Annotated in this window: 18 protein-coding genes; 11 read left to right on the plus strand and 7 right to left on the minus strand. The window is 39.8% G+C overall.

The features are described 5' to 3' along the window. Positions 1-149 precede the first annotated feature (149 nt). Positions 150-1298 carry a Cj0814 family flagellar-dependent secreted protein gene (locus CVT14_RS03025; RefSeq protein WP_107849657.1) on the plus strand — a complete coding sequence of 383 codons (1149 nt, stop codon included), beginning with the start codon at positions 150-152 and terminating at the stop codon, positions 1296-1298. Here the strand turns inward: CVT14_RS03025 and recO are convergent. The 7 genes from recO to bamA all read right to left on the minus strand — a co-directional run bounded on the left by recO (position 1295) and on the right by bamA (position 7966). Further along, entirely contained in the window at positions 1295-1909 is a 615-nt protein-coding gene (recO, locus tag CVT14_RS03030) for a recombination protein RecO (RefSeq protein WP_021087592.1), read from the minus strand. The two genes, CVT14_RS03025 and recO, sit on opposite strands and share 4 nt — an antisense overlap. Further along, positions 1910-2833, minus strand: a complete 924-nt coding sequence (locus CVT14_RS03035; RefSeq protein ID WP_107849658.1) for a tRNA dihydrouridine synthase — start codon at positions 2831-2833, stop codon at positions 1910-1912. Next, a complete protein-coding gene (locus CVT14_RS03040; protein WP_107849659.1) occupies positions 2830-3828 on the minus strand; it encodes a uroporphyrinogen III synthase HEM4 in 999 nt (332 codons plus the stop codon). Before CVT14_RS03040 ends, CVT14_RS03035 begins: the two co-directional genes overlap by 4 nt. Positions 3829-3837: 9 nt before the next feature. Next, the gene (gene dksA, locus CVT14_RS03045) at positions 3838-4194 is read right to left on the minus strand and encodes an RNA polymerase-binding protein DksA (protein WP_004317233.1); all 357 of its coding nucleotides are present in this window, start codon (positions 4192-4194) and stop codon (positions 3838-3840) included. An 11-nt stretch (positions 4195-4205) separates the two neighbouring features. Further along, a complete protein-coding gene (locus tag CVT14_RS03050) occupies positions 4206-4661 on the minus strand; it encodes a 23S rRNA (pseudouridine(1915)-N(3))-methyltransferase RlmH (protein ID WP_103608339.1) in 456 nt (151 codons plus the stop codon). A gap of 2 nt (positions 4662-4663) precedes the next feature. Continuing rightward, positions 4664-5581, minus strand: a complete 918-nt coding sequence (gene accD, locus CVT14_RS03055) for an acetyl-CoA carboxylase, carboxyltransferase subunit beta (protein WP_107849660.1) — start codon at positions 5579-5581, stop codon at positions 4664-4666. Positions 5582-5710: 129 nt separating this feature from the next. Next, entirely contained in the window at positions 5711-7966 is a 2256-nt protein-coding gene (gene bamA, locus CVT14_RS03060) for an outer membrane protein assembly factor BamA (protein ID WP_107849661.1), read from the minus strand. A gap of 89 nt (positions 7967-8055) precedes the next feature. On the opposite strand from bamA, the gene CVT14_RS03065 reads away from it, so the two are divergent. The 10 genes from CVT14_RS03065 to CVT14_RS03110 all read left to right on the plus strand — a co-directional run bounded on the left by CVT14_RS03065 (position 8056) and on the right by CVT14_RS03110 (position 17941). Continuing rightward, positions 8056-8886: a prephenate dehydrogenase gene (locus CVT14_RS03065; RefSeq protein ID WP_021089629.1), complete on the plus strand. Its 831-nt coding sequence runs from the start codon at positions 8056-8058 to the stop codon at positions 8884-8886. Positions 8887-8947: 61 nt separating this feature from the next. Next, positions 8948-10318 carry a M23 family metallopeptidase gene (locus CVT14_RS03070; RefSeq protein WP_107849662.1) on the plus strand — a complete coding sequence of 457 codons (1371 nt, stop codon included), beginning with the start codon at positions 8948-8950 and terminating at the stop codon, positions 10316-10318. A 60-nt stretch (positions 10319-10378) separates the two neighbouring features. Then, on the plus strand, positions 10379-11263 hold the full coding sequence (lpxC, locus tag CVT14_RS03075; RefSeq protein ID WP_107849663.1) for a UDP-3-O-acyl-N-acetylglucosamine deacetylase: 885 nt from the start codon (positions 10379-10381) through the stop codon (positions 11261-11263). A gap of 80 nt (positions 11264-11343) precedes the next feature. Next, on the plus strand, positions 11344-11706 hold the full coding sequence (locus CVT14_RS03080) for a glycoprotease (RefSeq protein WP_107849664.1): 363 nt from the start codon (positions 11344-11346) through the stop codon (positions 11704-11706). Between the two features lie 8 nt (positions 11707-11714). Beyond that, positions 11715-12599 (plus strand): homoserine kinase, encoded by an 885-nt coding sequence (thrB, locus tag CVT14_RS03085; RefSeq protein WP_103576128.1) that lies wholly within the window; start codon positions 11715-11717, stop codon positions 12597-12599. Between the two features lie 21 nt (positions 12600-12620). Beyond that, positions 12621-12875, plus strand: coding sequence for a hypothetical protein (locus tag CVT14_RS03090; protein ID WP_004317260.1), 255 nt, complete (start codon positions 12621-12623; stop codon positions 12873-12875). Continuing rightward, positions 12862-15519 carry a translation initiation factor IF-2 gene (infB, locus tag CVT14_RS03095; protein ID WP_107849665.1) on the plus strand — a complete coding sequence of 886 codons (2658 nt, stop codon included), beginning with the start codon at positions 12862-12864 and terminating at the stop codon, positions 15517-15519. The genes CVT14_RS03090 and infB overlap by 14 nt, the downstream gene beginning before the upstream one ends. Further along, positions 15516-15881 carry a 30S ribosome-binding factor RbfA gene (gene rbfA, locus CVT14_RS03100; protein ID WP_021089662.1) on the plus strand — a complete coding sequence of 122 codons (366 nt, stop codon included), beginning with the start codon at positions 15516-15518 and terminating at the stop codon, positions 15879-15881. Before infB ends, rbfA begins: the two co-directional genes overlap by 4 nt. Beyond that, positions 15874-16290, plus strand: coding sequence for a ribosome maturation factor RimP (rimP, locus tag CVT14_RS03105; protein WP_107849666.1), 417 nt, complete (start codon positions 15874-15876; stop codon positions 16288-16290). Before rbfA ends, rimP begins: the two co-directional genes overlap by 8 nt. 1 nt (position 16291) lies before the next feature. After that, positions 16292-17941 carry a formate--tetrahydrofolate ligase gene (locus tag CVT14_RS03110; RefSeq protein ID WP_107849667.1) on the plus strand — a complete coding sequence of 550 codons (1650 nt, stop codon included), beginning with the start codon at positions 16292-16294 and terminating at the stop codon, positions 17939-17941. Positions 17942-17955: the final 14 nt, after the last annotated feature.

Genomic DNA, 17955 nt, shown 5'->3' on the forward strand with positions numbered 1-17955 from the left:
TATGGGCTAGAGTATAATCAATAACTAAATCGACCTTTTAGCGATTTAGTTTATATATAACTTATCTCTACACAAAATGCTTCCCTGTTGATAAAAATTTACGGCACAACTTTTGCTTACTCTTTGAAGTAAATTTCAAGGAGTAAGCTATGAAAGTCTCTTATAACTCCATCTTAACAAAACAGCACTACCAAAAACAGACAAAAAGCGAAGGCTTTGCAAATTTCTTACCTAACACTCCAAATATAAATTCTATTAGCCAAACCACTACTCCTAAGAATGACTTTGTTTCATCTAGCAGTATCGACTCTCTTTATCAGGCTAAATTTACTTCACAAGAGGGTTATGGATATAGTGTAGATGCTAAAGGATTTATGGGAGCTGATTTTAACAAAGCAGCAGGCTTGCCACAGGACTTTAAAATCCACAAAAGCACACTTGATGCTATAGTGCTGCACAATCAAAAACATCCAAATTTTACAAATTTTTCAATGAATACAAAAAAAGATAATGTGCTATTTGGAGAGGATAGCTTTGCAAATATCGATCTAGCAGACACAATAAAGCAATACTATAAAATTTTTGATCAAATTTCAGCTGGAGTTATTAGCAAGGGTAAAGAGTTTTACTCAAATGAAGATCTAGCAAAGATGCCAAAGGGCTACTTTTCAAAAGATAAAAAAATGGATCATTTCGAATATCTAATGGGTAGGATGTCAAGTGATGAGATAGATGGACTAACCGATAGGAGCAATGAGAAGGTAACTCATGTATTTAGAACAACTCAAGACGTAGAGAATGCACGCAAGCTAATAAATGATCTAAAAGATATAAATGTAGAAGTTAATGGAAATTTCCTTGACTTTTCTCCAGAAGTGATGACAACTGAGCATACTATCCCTTATATGTGGGTTAGCAGTGCTGGATATGACTTTAAGCCCGATATGTCTGTATATGACAATGAACAAGGTTATACAAAGGAGCAAATCTTTGTCGCATTTTTAAAAAACGAGCAAGGTCTTGCACTGCAAGGTGGCACAACAAGAATAACTGATGAGGCTCGCAATGTATATAGAGACAAACTCATACTTACAAAGCAAGATAGAAGCGAGATAGGCATACCAAAGGCTTATTATGATGAGATACTATCTGGTAAGAAAGATCTGAAAGATATACTAGCTAGGATTTTAAAGCTTAGAAATTTAGAGCTTAAAAAAGATCAAACACTCGAGGGGCTAGCAAGTAAGATAATGGACGTTTTAAAAGAATTTGATGAGAGGACGAAGGTAAAAGCTTAAAGTCCGTCAAGTAAAATCTTATAAAGGCGGTTTATCTCATCGTCATTTAGCTCGATGGTGCTTTTTGTGTCAAACAAATTTTTGATCTTGCTAGCGTCAAATTCGCTCCTGTCAAGGCAGTGCTTGTGAGAGGGCAAAAAGCCACGAGTTAGGCAAAGCTCGCTCTCTATCTCCTCGTCGCAGATAAAGCACTCAAGCTCGCTGTGAAGCCTGCCTTCATACTCTAAAATTTTAACGTAGCTTTCGATGATGAGGCGTTTTGGGTTTTGCAGCTGCATCTGTTTGGCACAGCGATCAAGCTCGTTAAAGTAAATTTCATCGAGCTGCTCGACCTCTTTTAGATGATCATATAGTAGGCGCATAAACTGCTGCCAAATAATGAGTTTGTCACGCTCTAGCAGCCATTTAAAGCCAAGATGAAGTATGCTCCTAAGCTTTGGTAGAAACTTAGCCTCTTGCTCGAGCTCAAAGTCGATCTTGTAACCAGTCATGATGTTTGAGTGGCGAGCGCCAAAAAATCTATATGACTTTACGAGCAAATTTGGCGTTAGCACAAAGACTAAAAGGTCCTCGTCTCTGACCTTTTGCACGCGCAGGATGTAGCCTTGCATCTAGGCAAAAAACTCCCTTATGCGCTCTCTCATCGCTGTCACGTCTTTGATGAAATTTACCTCATTTCTAAATGTTGTTGCGCCATCTATGCCCTTGCTGTATTGGTGGAGGTGCTTTCTAAATATGCAAAGTCCGTGCTCGCCGTAGTGCTCGATCATCGCGTCAAAGTGAGCTAGGATGATCTTTTGCTTTAGTGCCTTATCAACGCTAGTTTTGGTCTTTATCTCGTGAAATATCCAAGGGTTACCGATGCTTGCTCTACCGATCATTAGGGCGTCGCATTTTGTGAAATTTAAAATTTCATCTGCATTTTGTGCGTTTATATCGCCATTTGCGACTACTGGGATTTTTACGCTCGCCTTTACTCTAGCGATCGCTTCGTAATCAACCTTTGCGCTGTATCCGCCAGCTCTGGTGCGCCCATGCACTGCGATGTAGTCTGCGCCAGCTTCTTCACAGGCCTTTGCGATTTTCTCTTCATTTTTGTCGTTAAAACCAAGTCTAAATTTAACACTTAGGCTCTCTTTGTTTGAGACGCTTTTTATGGCTGAGATGATGCTTTGAAGTTTGTCAAGATCGTTTAATAAAGCAGAACCCGCACCTTGTCTAACGACCTTTGGCACAGGACAGCCGCAGTTTAGATCGAGCCCGTAAATTCCATCAAATTTATTGATTATCTGCACGGCTTTTTTTAAATTTTCTATGTCGCTGCCAGCTATCTGGACGACGTATGGCTCTTCGTTTGGGGATTTTTTAAGCATTTCAAGGGTTTTGTCACTGCTCTCATAGACTAGGGCATTTGCACTGATCATCTCGCTAACAGTGACATCACAGCCAAATTTCTTTACGACGCTTCGTAACGGCAGGTCAGAAAAGCCAGCAAGTGGCGCTAAGAAAAGTGGCTTTTTACTAAAGTCTATCATTTAAAAAATAGCGAGCTAGGCACCATTTTGCCGTTATCTCGTAAAAATAGTAAAACCTTTATCTCTTTAAACTCATCAGGGTCGCTACCCTCGATAGCTTCTCTTACTTTATCAAGCATCTGAAGCTCAAATAACGCATATACGTAGGCCTCGTCAGCGTCAGCATGGATGCTTTTTAGCTTTTCAAAGATGCCGATAAATGCATCTGGTTTTAGCTTGTTTTTAAGCATTATGGCTGCTTTGTCGTATTGTGCTTTTGTCACTTTTGCATTGTTTAGAAGACCAAAAATTTCATCACTACTTAGGTCGATCTCATCATTTACGAAACGCGTGATAATGGTCATTATATCTTCGCTTGCTAGCTCTGGATCAATTTTTTTAATCTCACTAAATGAAGCTGTTTTTATGAGCTTGTTAAAGGCTGCCTTTTTAAGGCTCTCGTTTTGTTCTTGGTTTTTAAGCACGTCAAGATAGTAAGTAGGCAGCTGCTCGATCTTGTTTAGCTCGTTTAGGATGTTTAGCTTGCTATCTTTTGCTAGCCTAAATTTCTTTAGATCGACGATCTCTTTGTCTTTTATGCTTTTTATGGTTTGTAAGATGTTGTTTATCTCGCCGTCATCAACGCCAACGTCCTTAAGCTCGCCCACTGGTGAGATAGAGCGAGTGAGCTGTGAGGCGATCTTGTAAGTGTCGGTTTTAAAGTCTTTGTTGCTCTCAAAGCCAAGAAGCGTCTCTTTTGCAAGGTCTTTGTAAAGTTGGCTATCTTTTTTTATCCATTTTTTATATCTATAAAAGGCGTATCCGTGATATGCGATGTGAAGTAGGGCAAGGAGCGCCAAAAGAGCTACTGGAAGTGCCACCCAGACAGCTACTGGCAAGGTTATGGCTTGACCTAAGAGCTCAAAGGTGAAGTCTGAACTATTAAGAGAATAGGTAAGTCCTGCAACAACTGCTGTGTAGATGATGCAGTAGACGAGAAATTTTCTGGTTTTCATATTTTCTCCTTAGTTTTTTGCTGTTTTTTCTATTATCTCACGACAAGCTATGCAGTATTTTGCATGCGGTTTTACTTTTAGGCGAGGGATGCCGATCTCCTCTTCGCACATGTCACAAATTCCATAAGTCTTGTTTGCTATCTTTTCAAGTGCCTCGTCGATCTCCATTAGCTCGGCTCGTTGTTGGGTTGAGATAGACTGTTCTATAAGCTGGTCGGTATTTACTGAGGCGATGTCAAATTCATCGCTTACGCCACTATCTCTTAAACCGCTTACTTCAACTGATGAGTCATAAATGTTTTTTTTGATTTGTAATTTTCGCTCTTCAAGTAGCTTTTTGAAAAAATTTAGCTCGTTTTGAGTCATTTTATATTCCTTTATTTGTGATATGGGTGGTTTGCATTTATGCAAAGCCCTCTAAAAATTTGCTCAAAAAGTACGAGCTTGGCGACTTTGTGTGCCATAGTCATCTTGCTTAAGCTTACGACTTTTTGTGCCTTGTTTTTTAAATTTTGGCTAAGCCCATAAGCTCCACCTATGAAAAAATTGATCTGTGAATTTGAGTTTAAAATTTGAGCAAATTCTTGGCTGTCAAGCTGTGAGCCATTTTCATCAAGCATCACGCAAAAGCCTTTTAAATTTGGCTCGTAAATTTCATCATAAGCTCTTAGTGCGTCACTTTTGCCACTACTTTGAGCCTTTGCTATCTTTTCATTAAATATTATTTTGTCGTTTATCTTGGCAAATTTTGCACTCATTTTTATATATTCTTGTATCTCGTTTTCAAAGTTGTCACGCGATGATTTTTGAATGCTAAAAACCGAAATTTCCAAACTTACCCTTTGGTTTTTAGCTTTAGCTCAAAGCCAGCTTCGTTTCCAGTTGTCACTTCGCTTTTAGAGATCATAGCTTTGTTGTTTGTAAGAAATTTAACCATATCGCTTAGATATTTTTTGTGCTCGCTTCTTGGCACGATGTCATCTATGAGGCCATGCTCAAGCAAAAATTCAGCCCTTTGAAAGCCCTCTGGAAGATCAGCGCCTATGGTTTGTTTGATGACCCTTTGGCCTGCAAATCCTATTAGTGCGCCAGGTTCAGCGATTATTAGATCTCCAAGCCATGCAAATGATGCGCTAACGCCACCCATCGTAGGATCTGTAAGGATAGAAATGTATGGGAGCCTTGCTTCATCAAGAAGTTTTAGGGCTGCTGAAGTCTTTGACATCTGCATCAAAGAAAATGTGCTCTCTTGCATTCTAGCGCCGCCAGATGCGCTTACGATGATTAAGGCTTGTTGTTTTTCGATCGCGCGTTTTATCGCTCTTACGATCTTTTCGCCCTCAACTGAAGCTAGTGAGCCGCCCATAAAGCCAAAGTCAAAAACAACTAGCTGGATCTCTTGTCCGTTGCATTTGCCTTCGCCACATATCACTGAGCTTGTGCGTCCTGTTTTTTCTTTATTTTCTGTGATTCTTTTTTTGTATGATTTTTTATCGACAAAATTTAAAGGATCTACTGGTTTTAAATTTGCGTCAAATTCTACAAAGCTACCTTCATCGCAGATCAAATTTATGCGATCATCAGCTTTTAATCTCATGTGGTAGCCGCATTTTGGGCATACATTAAAACAAGCTTCAACTTCTTTGTAATACATCAGTGAGTGGCAGTTGTCGCATTTTACCCAGTGTGTAGGTGCTTCTTCTGGACGAGGTTGAGCTTTTCTTATCTTTGAAAAAATGTCTGAGAAATTCATCTTTTTACCCACTTATATTAAAAATTGTGGGATTATATCTAATGTTAGCCTTGCTTTTTCTTATATGACTTAAAGTTTGTTTGTTTGTGGGGGATTTAAGGGGCAAACTAGCCCCTTAAAAGTATCTTATTAGAAGCGTCTTCCGATAGTAAATTCAAAAGTATTTGTATCATCGCCCTCTTTAGGTTTAAGAGCTTTTGCGAAGATTAGTTGAAGTGGTCCGATAGGAGTTATCCACTCGATACCTGTACCAACTGATGATCTTTTTATCTCATTTAGGCTATTTTCGCCGATCATACCATAGTCATAAAATACAACGCCACGCATTTTAACGCGCTCTACTATAGGGAAGCTCATCTCAACTGAGTTGTTAAATGATGTTTCGCCGCCGTATTCATAGTAGTCGCCATTATATTTTACTTTTGGAGATACAGTTCTGCTCTCGTAACCACGTAAGCTTCTTATACCGCCAAGGTAAAGTCTTTCGTTGATCGGAGTATAGCCTCTCTCCCAAATTTTGCCAAAGCTTGCTTTATATCTTAAGATAAGATCGTAGTCGATGTACTCTCTAAGACCTAGATAGTAGTTGAAATTTGTGCGGTTTTTAACAAAATCCATATCACCACCAAGTCCTGCTATCTCAAATGATGTGCTAGCTATGATACCGCGTCTTGGCAAGTAGTAATCATCAGTGCTATTATATGTTAAAGCCGGAGTTATAGCGCTTTTTATAGCCTTGCCTTCTCTATAAATTTCTTTGCCTGTGTATCTATTAATATCTCTTAGCTCATCATCTTTTAGAGTAACTTTACTTTGCTCGATATTATAAGTAAGTGATGCACTTAAATTTCTAGTTAATTTTCTACCTAGTGTTGTACTAAAGCCGTAGCTTCTCTCTTTATATGTTCTCCAGTCATAGTCGTTTGCATAGAGTGTTCCGCCAAGGCTATACTCTGAGTCAAAAATTCTTGGATTTGTAAGACTTATCTGACCTGAAAGCTCTCTATCACTCTTATCTACGCTTACTTGTCCTTGAAGACCAGAGCCAAAGATGTTTGTGTCAGAAAGTGCAGCGTTTAGTAGCAAGCCATCGCTACTTCCGTATCCGATACCGCCACTTATCGAGCCAGTTGAAGCCTCTTTTACTTTTACTTTTAGATCGACTGTATTTTTATCAACTGGATCTTCTTCTATCTCGACATCGTCAAAGTAGCTTGTTCTTTTTAATGCATCTTTTGAGTCTTGAAGGTCAGTTCTACTATATAAATTTCCCTCAGTTAGATATAGCTCACGTCTTACGACACGATCAACTGTTCTATCGTTTCCTGAAATTTGAACATTTCTTATATATACTTTTTCGCCAGGATCAACTTCATAGTCGATATCAACTGTTTTATTTTCATCAAATTTATCAGTTTTTGGATAGACTTTGACAAATGCATAACCCTTGTCAGCGACCATATCGTCAAGCTTTTTCATATCTTGGCGAAGTCTTGCTGAGTTCATCGTATCGCCAGCTTCAAGTCTAAAGTCGTCTATGATCTTTTTAGTATCAAGTCCTAGCTCTTCAGGTGCTGTGATGCTTACATTTGAAACCTTATAAGGCTCGCCCTCGTGGATGTAGTATGTAAGGTCAGCTGTGTAGTTATCAAATGACGCATTTAGATAAGGCGACGAAACAGTCGCGTCTAAATAGCCTTTCTGAAAATACTTATCTTGAATTCTTGCTGGGTCATTTTCAAGCTCAAAAAGTTTAACTTTTCCGTCGTTTCTGCCCCAAAGCCAGCCCATAAATTCTCTACTTTTGTTTGCAACAACTGGCTCGATATCGTCATAGTCAAACTCTTTTGCGCCGACTAAATTTACCTTTTTGATTATCATATTTTCGCCGCGGTTTATATTTAGAGTGATAAAAAGTGAGCTGTCGTTGTCTGCAACTGGCTGTTTTTCTACATCAACAACTGTGTCAAAGTAGCCCTTTGACTCGTAGTACTGGCGAATTCTCTCTTTTGTTTTTTCGATAGTTAGCTCATCATACATATTGCCAGGTTTTATGTTGATTAGCGACTCGATCGCAGTTTTGTCGTTTGTCACAACGCCCTTTAGATCGACTCTAGCTACGCTTGGCTTCTCTTTTACTTTTACTAAAAGATTGCCATTACCTGTATCTTCTATGTAGATATCATCAAAATAATTTTGCTTGTATAAATTTGTGATAGCCTTGTCGCTAAGCTTTGGCGTTAGCTCTTGACCGACTTTTAGCCCCATTATCTGCGTGGCTACATCAGGTGAAAGGTGGATTAGACCTTTGAAATTTATTGACTGGATCGTTTGTGCATTTAGACTGCTTAAAGCTAGTGCTAGTAAAAATAATTTCTTTTTCATTAAATTTAACCTAGAGTTTTAGTATAAGTGCGTATAATATCATATTTTATTTTTAAAAAATTTAAATTTTATAATTTTAAAGGTTTTTTATGAAAATAGGTATCATCGGACTTGGTCTTATGGGTGGCTCGCTCGGTCTTGCGTTAAAAGATGAAAAATTGATCTCATGTGTCAGCGGATATGATAAAGATGAAAATCACAGCAAAAAAGCACTCGAACTTGGCTTGGTGCATGAAATTTTAAGCATCGATGAGATGAAAAAGAAGTGTGACATCATCTTTTTGGCTGTGCCAGTCGAAGCTATCGTAAGCATCGTGCAAAATTTAACTGACATTAGCGAAGATACGACGATCATTGATTTTGGATCGACAAAGCAAAAGATAATAGAAGCCGTGCCAGAAAAAATTCGTAAAAATTTCATCCCAGCTCACCCGATGGCAGGTACTGAGTACTCTGGTCCTGAGGCTGCCTTTAAGTCACTTTACACAGGCGCAACTGTCATAGTTTGCGACTTTGCTGAGAGTGCAGAAAAGCACGTAAAAAGAAGTGTTGAGCTATTTTCTTGTCTTGGCATGAAGATCATTTTCATGAGTGCAAAAGAGCATGATCATCACGTGGGTCTCATCTCGCATCTGCCTCACGCTATTGCATTTTCGCTTGCTAGCGGGATATTAAAAGAAGAGGATAAAAGGCACATCGTTGCACTTGGCGGACCGACATTTAAGGGTATGATACGTGTTGCAAAGAGTTCGCCATTTATGTGGAGCGATATCTTTAAGCAAAATAAGAACAACGTTGTTGCCGCGATAAATATGTTTGAAAAAGAGCTAAATTTATGCAAAGGTCTCATAAAAGATGAGCGCTGGGATGAACTTTTTGACTGGATGAGCGAAGCTAGAGCTGTAAGAGAAATTTTGTAATTAACTAAAAATTTATTGATTATATGTAAAATTTCGCAAATAAAATTTAAGGTAATAATATATGTATAGACGTGGAATAGGTGGTTTTGGCATTGTTGTAGTTTTGCTTGTTTTGATATTAGCTGGTGGCTTTGGTTATGCTTTGATGTCGAAAGACTTTGAGCGAAACGAGCCAATTATCGGCGTTGCTGATAAGGTTTATTGGAACCTTCGCTCGCCTATGAATATCAAATTTAAAGATGATAGCGGCATAAAATTTGTGCGCATTAGCATAAATGACGGCAAAAATGACCTAAATTTACTAAATCAAATCATACAAAATCCAAGCACTGAGCTTGATGTAAATTTAACCTTCCCAAAAACTGGCTTTTTTGCTCAAAAAGATACTTATGAGATGAGCATAGAAGCGGTCGATACTAGCAAATGGGGCTTTTTTACAGGCAATAAAGCAAGCAAAAAAGTTGAAGTCGTGCTTGATACCTCTAAGCCTGATCTTTACGTGCTTTCTCAGTCTTATTCTATCTCAAAAGGCGGTAGCGCAGTTGTTGTCTTTAGAGCGACTGACAATCAGCTAAAAGAGGTCTATGTCCAGACAAATTTTAGTAAGAAATTTAAGGCCGTGCCATTTTACAAAGAGGGCTTTTACGCAGCACTTGTTGCTTGGCCAGTGCAGGTTGAAAACTTTAGCGCTGAGGTCATCGCAAGAGACTTTGCGGGCAATGAGAGCAAATCTCACGTGAGATATTTTTATGAAAATGTAAAATACAAAACTTCAACTATTGCTTTAAATGATAGATTTTTAGATGGAAAGATCGTTGATCTAACAGATCAATATGCCAAAGATCCAAACGCTCTTTCAAGACTTGAGAAGATGAAATTTGTCAATGAAACACTAAGAAACTCAAACGAAGAGAAGATAACAGCACTTACTTCAAACGTTGATACTGACATCACAAACAGCTTTAATATCATCCCATTTTACCCGCTTAGAAATGGCAAAAAAGTAGCTGATTTTGCCGACCACCGCTTCTATACATATAATAACGAGCAAGTAAGTGAGTCATGGCATATGGGTATAGATTTTGCAAGCGTGGCATCAGCTCCGATAATAGCCAGCAATGCAGGTCGCGTTGTGCTAGCATCTGAGAATGGAATTTATGGTTTAAACATTGTGATCGATCATGGATTTGGACTTTATTCGCTTTATGGTCACTGCTCAAGTGCGAAGGTAAAAGAGGGCGACATGGTTGCTGCTGGCGATCAAATAGGCACAACTGGAACGAGCGGTCTTGCGCTTGGAGATCACCTTCACTTTGGAATTTTGGTCCAAGGCGAAGAGGTAAGGCCTCAACAATGGATGGATAAAAAGTGGATAAAAGACAATGTGACAAGTGTCTTAGATGCCGCAAAGGCGATGATAGATAAGAATTAAATTTGCAAATTTGATTTTTTAGTGCTATCATAAGCGAACAAAAAAATATAAGGAAAATTTTTGAAACAAACTACTATCGCAAGACGCGTTGAGACCGTTGGTATAGGGCTTCATAAGGGTGAGCCGATAAGACTTATACTAGAACCTCTTGATGCAAATTCAGGTATTATTTTGCACCGCGAAGATCTTGGTATTAGTTTTAAAGCTGAGCCTAAAAACGTTATAAATACGCAAATGGCAACCGTCGTTGGCAACGAAAAGGGCTTTATCAGCACGATAGAGCACCTAATGGCAGCTGTAAATGGATACGGCATTGATAATATTAGAATTTCAGTTGATGCAAATGAAATTCCTGTCATGGACGGCAGTGCGATAAGCTTTTGTATGTTGCTTGATGAAGCTGGTATAAGACATCTTGACGCTGGTAAAAAAGTCATCCTTGTCCGCCGCGAGGTCGAGGTGGTTGAGGGGTCAAAATTTGTGCGAACTTCGCCTTCAAGAAATCCAAAATTTGACTATACGATCAAATTTGACCACCCAGTTATCGGCGAGCAAAGATATGTTTTTGAATTTAGCAAGAGCTCATTTGTAAAAAGTATCGCTCGTGCTAGAACTTTTGGCTTTTTAAAAGATTTGCAACGCTTGCAAGCTCAAAATCTAGCCCTTGGTGCATCGCTTGATAACGCTGTGGCTATCGATGATACGCATATTTTAAACCCAGAGGGTTTGAGATTTGAAAATGAGTTTGTAAGGCATAAAATTTTAGATGCAGTTGGCGATTTGAGCTTGCTTGGAGCACCTTTATTAGGTGACTATACAGCATTTGCGGGCAGCCACGACCTAAACCACAAACTAACACTTGCTTTAATGGCAGATGAGAAAAATTATGAGATCGCAACGCTTAGTGGCGAGCTTTTAAAAGAGTATCAAAAGGTATTTGCATAAAAAATATTGAAATTTTAGTAGTCTCTTTATCGACTCCGCTTTTAGTTGGAGTCTATAAAGATGGCGTAAAATTTGATGAGATCATAACTGACGAGCATGTCAGCGAAGCTCTGATAAAAATCCTAGAAAATTTATCCTCTAAATTTAACATCACAAAGATCATCTACGCAAACACGCCAGGTAGTTTCATGGGGCTAAAGGTGGCCTACGTCATCTTAAAGACTTTTTCTTTGGCAAAGGGCTGTGAGTTTTACGCAGTTAGTGGCTTTAGTCTAAATGGTGGCCAAGCGATTAGAGCAAATAAAAATTTAAGCTTTGTGCTAAAAGAGGGCGAAATTTCACTTGAAAAAGTTGAGCCAGTGAGATTTGTGTTGCCTTTAAATTTAGATGAATTAAAACTAAATTCAGATACACTTCCAAATTATATCATCCAAGCTGTTTAGGAGAAAATTTGAATATCTTAATCCCTGCCACAAGTGCAAATTTAGGACCTGGTTTTGATGCTTTAGGACTTAGTTTAAAGCTTTTTAATAGCGTAAAGATCGAACCATCTAAATTTAGCTCAGTCTCGATAAATGGCGAGGGAAGTGATAGCACAAATTTAAAAAGAAACAACATTTTTCTAAGCATTTTTAATGAAATTTTTTTAGAGCTAACCGGCAAAAATGAAAACTTCAGAATAGTTTTTGAAAACAATATTCCATTTTCAAGAGGACTTGGTAGCAGCTCCGCAGTGATCGTTGGAGCCATAGCTTCAGCTTACGAGATGGCTGGATTTAAGGCTAGTAAAAGCGTCGTTTTAAATAAAGCTATCATCTATGAAACACATCCAGATAATATCTCGCCAGCAGTTCATGGCGGATTTATTAGCGCGGTCGTAAAAAACGGCAATGTTTATGCGAATAAAATAAATTTAAGCGACGATATAAAAGCGGTCGTCGTCATCCCAAATAAGCCGATGAGCACTGCATCATCAAGGCAAATTTTGCCAAAAAACTACACCATGAAAGAGTGCGTAAATAACCTCTCTCACGCTGCATTTTTGACCTCTTGTTTTTATGAAAAAAGGTATGACCTTTTAAGGGTAGCAAGCGAAGATATGATGCATGAAGAGCGCAGAATGAGTGCTTTAAAAGAGCTTTTTGAGGTGCGAAAAGTAGCTTATGAAAATGGAGCGCTAATGAGCACACTTTCAGGCTCAGGCTCAAGCTTTTTAAACATCGCTTACAAAGATGATGCTAAAAATTTACAAGATGTTTTAAAAAGTAAATTTAGTGATTTTAGAGTGGAAATTTTTTCATTTGATAACGATGGATACGAAATTACGCAAAGCTAGATACAAGTTTAAAAAGGTATAATGAATAAAAATAATCCAGTAAGGACATGCGTCGCTTGCAAAGTTAAATTTTCTCAAAACTTGCTAAAAAGATACCGCTTGGTAGGCAAGAATTTAGAGTGCGGCAAAGGAGATGGCCGCAGTTTCTATCTATGTGATGGCTGTTTGCAAAAAGACGACAAAATTTTAAAAAAAATAATTGATAAACAAACTAAAGGTGCCCTCGGACTTGACGCACCGAAGTTAAAGGAGATACTCTTAAATGAGCAATGTTAGGATTTCAGAGATCGCAAATGAGCTTGGCTACCCAAGTAAAGAGATAGTAGAAAAAGCTCAAGAACTAGGCCTAAAGGTCAAAACTCACTCAAATGCTGTGAGCCTTGAAGAGGCTGAAGCAATATATGAATACGTTCAAACTGGCGTAATACCAGATAAATTTAAAAAGAAAAAGAGCGAGCCAAAGGCAAAAAAAGAGCCTAAAAAAGAGGCAGAAAAAGAGCCAGCAAAAAAAGAAGAAAAACCTAAAACTGAGCCTAAAAAGGCAGCTACTAAGGCTGAACCAAAATCTGAAAAGGTAAAAGCAGAGCCTAAAAAAGAGGTTCAAATTTCAGAAGAAAAACCTAAAACTGAGCCTAAAAAAGAAGAGCCTGTAAAGGTCGAGCAAAAGCCAGCTGAAGCACCAAAGCCAAAAGAGAGCTTGGCTGATGTGACCCAAAAAAGACGCGGCCTTGTGATAGTTAAAAAGAAAAAAGATTACGAGGCGCCAGCTCCTGTAAAAGAGGAGAAAAAGGCTGAGGCGGCTGTTACTAACATTAGTGATTTTAAGAGTATGTTCTCTGCTAGCGATGAAAATTTGGCTAGAAAAAAGAAAAAAGAGAAAAAAGTAGCAGTTGTAAGCAAAAAAGATAGTGCCCAGAAGATGGACTTGCTTGGCGGAAGCGACTTTGGCGATATCGTGCTTGAAGATGAAGATGTGGTGGTGCTACCTGATTTTAGCTTTAAAACCCCAGCTCCAGCTCCGATGCAAAGGACAAAACAGCCAAGTGCGATGAAAACAACCGTCAATAACACGATAAATTCGTTTGGCGATGGTGGCATACAAAGAAGAGCTAGAAAAAAACATAAAAAGCCTGAAAATAAACAAAATAGCGAAGCTGTAACTTCGATAAATATCCCAAAAGAAATTCGTGTTTATGAATTTGCTGAAAAGCTAAACAAACAGCCAAGCGAGGTCATAGGCAAGCTATTTATGCTTGGTATGATGACAACTAAAAACGACTTTTTGGATGAAGATGCGATAGAAATTTTGGCTGATGAGTTTAACGTCGAGGTAAATATCATCGATGATCAAAAAGAATTTGACTACGTAGCAGCCTACGAAGAGGAGATAAAAGATGATGAAAATCTCCAGCCAAGAGCGCCAGTCATAACCATCATGGGTCACGTCGACCACGGCAAAACCTCGCTACTTGACTACATAAGAAAGTCTCGCGTAGCAGCAGGCGAGGCTGGTGGCATCACTCAGCACGTGGGCGCTTATATGGTAAATAAAAATGGCAGAAACATCACATTTATCGACACTCCAGGCCACGAGGCATTTACAGCTATGCGTGCAAGGGGTGCTGGCGTAACTGATATAGTTATCATCGTTGTTGCAGCAGATGACGGCGTAAAACCACAGACAAAAGAGGCAGTTAGCCATGCAAAAGCCGCTGGTGTGCCAATAATCATCGCAATAAACAAAATGGATAAAGAGTCAGCAAATCCTGATCTAGTAAAAACTGGTCTTGCTGAGCTTGACATCATGCCAACAGAGTGGGGTGGCAAGTATGAATTTGTGCCGATCTCTGCAAAAACAGGTATGGGCATAGATGATCTACTTGAGATCGTGCTTTTACAAGCTGATCTCTTGGAGCTAAAAGCAAATCCAAAGGCAAACGCAAAAGCAACTGTCATCGAGAGCTCACTTCAAAAAGGCCGTGGTCCAGTGGCTACCATCATCGTTGAAAACGGCACACTTCATGTTGGAGACACTGTCGTAGCTGGCGTTGCATACGGTAAGATAAGAAGCTTGCTTGATGATCAGGGCAGGCCATTAAAAGAGATAAAACCAGGCGAATGTGGCGTGATAGTGGGTCTTAGCGAGATAGCAGAGGCTGGCGAGACGCTAATAGGCGTAAAAACTGATAAAGAGGCTCGTGAATACGCGCAGAAAAAGGCTGAATATATCCGCCAAAAAGAGCTTAGCAAGAGCACAAAAGTTAGTATCGATGAGCTTAGCGCTAAGATCGCTGAGGGCGAGCTAAAGACACTTCCAGTCATCATCAAAGCTGACGTTGGCGGCTCACTTGAAGCGTTAAAAGCAAGCCTAGAAAAACTAGCAAATGATGAGATCAGAGTAAATGTGATCCACTCAGGCGTTGGTGGTATCACGCAAAGCGACGTTGCACTTGCAAGCGCAAGTAACGACTGCATCATCCTTGGCTTTAACATAAGGCCAACTGGCGAGATAAAAGAGAAGGCAAAAGAGAGCGGCGTCGAGATAAAAACTTACAATGTTATTTATAATCTAATCGACGACGTGAAGGCGATTTTAGGCGGACTAATGTCGCCTATCATCAGAGAAGAGCAACTTGGCCAAGCACAGGTTCGTCAAGTGATCCACGTGCCAAAAGTTGGCACTATCGCTGGATGTATCGTCACTGAGGGTACGATAAACAGAGGTGCAAAAATTCGCCTTATTAGAGAAGGTGTGGTCGTTTACGAGGGCTTAGTAAGCTCACTAAAACGTTTCAAAGATGATGTCAAAGAGGTTGCAAAAGGCTACGAGTGTGGCGTTGGTATCGAAAATTTCAACGACATCAGAGAAAATGACTACATTGAAAGCTTCAAAGAAGTCAAGGAGAAAGCTACTCTATGAACGCTAACGAAATAAAGCGTATGAGAACAGAGAGTGTGCTAAAAGAGCTCATACCAGAGGCTCTAGCCACTCTTGAAGATAGCATTTTAAATGGACTTTGCGTCACTGATGTCGAGTGTAAAAAGGGCAGATACGACGCCTTTGTCTATCTTGACAAGATGATGTTTGATGAGCGCGAGCAAGAGTATATTTTGGGGCATCTAAAGCGCGTTTGTAGGCATTTGCAAAACCACTGCATGGCGGCTGAGGGCTGGTATAGATGTCCAAATTTTCACTTTAAATTTGACGATAGATTAGAGTATCAAAACCATATGGATAAGTTGTTTGATAAAATTTCAAAGGATTTAAACAAAAATGGATAATTTAGACAAACTAGTACGCGAATGCGGCGTTGAGCTTTACGACAGCGAGATCGCAAATGAAAATGGCAGGGCTATTTTTAGAGTTTATATCACAAAAGATGGCGGAGTGAACCTTGATGATTGCGAAAAAGTGAGTCGTCTGCTCTCACCTATCTTTGACGTGACACCGCCAGTTAGCGGGGATTATAACCTTGAGGTTAGCTCACCTGGCCTTGAGAGAAAGCTTAGTAAGCCATCTCATTTTAAAGCGAGCGTTGGTGAGCTAGTTAAAGTTCAAACCGAGGCTGAGAAATTTGCAGGAAGGCTTGTAAAAGCGGACGAAGAGAGCATCGCAGTAGAAAACGAAGAGGGAATTTTTGAGATCAACATCAGTGAGATAAAAAAAGCAAAAACATATTTGGAGTGGTAAAATGCTAAGCGACATCGAGATAACTCACCAAACGAAACTTGAACACATCAGTAAAGTTGCCGCAAGACTAGGCTTAAACGAAGACGAGCTTGAGCTTTACGGCAAATTTAAGGCTAAAATTTCCCCTAGACTTGAGCCATCAAACTCAAGGCTTATCTTAGTCACCGCGACTAATCCAACCCCATACGGCGAGGGCAAAACGACTATGTCGATAGGTCTAGCCGACGCACTAAATTTACTTAATAAAAAGGTCTGTCTAGCACTTCGTGAGCCATCTCTTGGGCCAGTTTTTGGCATAAAGGGCGGAGCAGCAGGTGGCGGCTATTCGCAGCTTGCGCCGATGGAGGATCTAAATTTACACTTTACTGGCGATTTTCACGCGATAACATCGGCAAATAACCTCATTTCTGCCATGATAGATAATAGCCTCTATCAAGAAAACCCACTAAAAATCGAGAAAATTTTATGGAAGCGCTGTATGGATATGAACGACCGCGCGCTTAGATTTATCACTGTGGGTCAAGGTGGCAGAACGGACGGCGTGCCAAGAGAAGATGGCTTTAATATAACCGCTGCAAGCGAGATCATGGCTGTACTTTGTCTAGCAACAAGCCTTTCTGATCTAAAAGAGCGCGTGGCAAACATCATGGTCGCATATGATAGCGATAAAAAGCCTATCTATGTGCGTGATCTAGGCTGCGAGGACGCTGTTTGCATACTCTTAAAAGATGCGATCAAACCAAATTTATTTCAAACACTAGAGCACACACCTACGCTCGTGCATGGTGGCCCATTTGCAAACATCGCACACGGCTGCAACTCAGTCATCGCAACAAAAACAGCTCTAAATTTAGCCGACTACGTCATAACAGAAGCTGGCTTTGGCTCGGAGCTTGGCGCTGAGAAATTTTTAGATATAAAGTGCAGGGTTGCTGAGATTAAACCAAGCGCTGTGGTGCTTGTAAGCACGATCAGATCGCTAAAATATAACGGCGAAGCAAATAAAGACGAGATCACAAAACCAGATATGAACGCCCTTAAAAAAGGCATCGAAAACCTTGGCGGACACATCGAAAATTTAAAAGGTAAATTTGGTCAAAACGTGGTTGTGGCGCTTAATAAATTTGGCTTTGACACCGATGAAGAGATAAATTTCGTAAAAGAGTACTGCCGTGAGCTTGGCGTAGAAGTGGCAGTTTGTGAGAATTTCTTAAAAGGTGGCAAAGGTGCGCTTGAGCTTGCCGAGCTAGTTTTAAAAGCGTGCGATAAGCCAAGCAAGATAAATTTCACCTACGAGATGAGTGACGATACGAAAACTAAAATAGAAAAGGTCGCTAAGGAAATTTATGGAGCTGGCGAGGTGGTCTTTGAAGAGGCTGCTCTTAAAAAGCTTGAGATGATAAAAGAGCTAAATTTGAGCCATTTGCCAGTTTGTATCGCAAAAACTCAGTACTCATTTAGCGACGATGCGAAGCTTTTGGGCAGGGCAAAGGGCTTTACTTTTAGCGTAAAAGACCTTGACATTAGAACGGGAGCTGGCTTTATCGTCGCTGTTTGCGGTAAGATCATGCTGATGCCAGGACTTCCAAAGGTGCCAGCTGCGGTCAATATGAAGATAGACGCAGAGGGCAAGATCGACGGCTTGTCGTAAATTTATGAAAACAC

It is taken from the genome of Campylobacter concisus (assembly GCF_003048445.1).
GTDB classification, from domain to species: domain Bacteria; phylum Campylobacterota; class Campylobacteria; order Campylobacterales; family Campylobacteraceae; genus Campylobacter_A; species Campylobacter_A concisus_BF.

Excerpts from the sequence above, each read along its gene's own strand:
- accD (WP_107849660.1), bottom strand. The coding sequence starts at position 5,581 with ATGAATTTCTCAGACATTTTTTCAAAGATAAGAAAAGCTCAACCTCGT.
- recO (WP_021087592.1), bottom strand. The coding sequence starts at position 1,909 with ATGCAAGGCTACATCCTGCGCGTGCAAAAGGTCAGAGACGAGGACCTT.
- CVT14_RS03070 (WP_107849662.1), top strand. The coding sequence starts at position 8,948 with ATGTATAGACGTGGAATAGGTGGTTTTGGCATTGTTGTAGTTTTGCTT.
- CVT14_RS03040 (WP_107849659.1), bottom strand. The coding sequence starts at position 3,828 with ATGAAAACCAGAAAATTTCTCGTCTACTGCATCATCTACACAGCAGTT.
- bamA (WP_107849661.1), bottom strand. The coding sequence starts at position 7,966 with ATGAAAAAGAAATTATTTTTACTAGCACTAGCTTTAAGCAGTCTAAAT.
- CVT14_RS03025 (WP_107849657.1), top strand. The coding sequence starts at position 150 with ATGAAAGTCTCTTATAACTCCATCTTAACAAAACAGCACTACCAAAAA.
- rimP (WP_107849666.1), top strand. The coding sequence starts at position 15,874 with ATGGATAATTTAGACAAACTAGTACGCGAATGCGGCGTTGAGCTTTAC.
- rbfA (WP_021089662.1), top strand. The coding sequence starts at position 15,516 with ATGAACGCTAACGAAATAAAGCGTATGAGAACAGAGAGTGTGCTAAAA.
- CVT14_RS03035 (WP_107849658.1), bottom strand. The coding sequence starts at position 2,833 with ATGATAGACTTTAGTAAAAAGCCACTTTTCTTAGCGCCACTTGCTGGC.
- dksA (WP_004317233.1), bottom strand. The coding sequence starts at position 4,194 with ATGACTCAAAACGAGCTAAATTTTTTCAAAAAGCTACTTGAAGAGCGA.
- CVT14_RS03065 (WP_021089629.1), top strand. The coding sequence starts at position 8,056 with ATGAAAATAGGTATCATCGGACTTGGTCTTATGGGTGGCTCGCTCGGT.
- CVT14_RS03110 (WP_107849667.1), top strand. The coding sequence starts at position 16,292 with ATGCTAAGCGACATCGAGATAACTCACCAAACGAAACTTGAACACATC.
- infB (WP_107849665.1), top strand. The coding sequence starts at position 12,862 with ATGAGCAATGTTAGGATTTCAGAGATCGCAAATGAGCTTGGCTACCCA.
- CVT14_RS03090 (WP_004317260.1), top strand. The coding sequence starts at position 12,621 with ATGAATAAAAATAATCCAGTAAGGACATGCGTCGCTTGCAAAGTTAAA.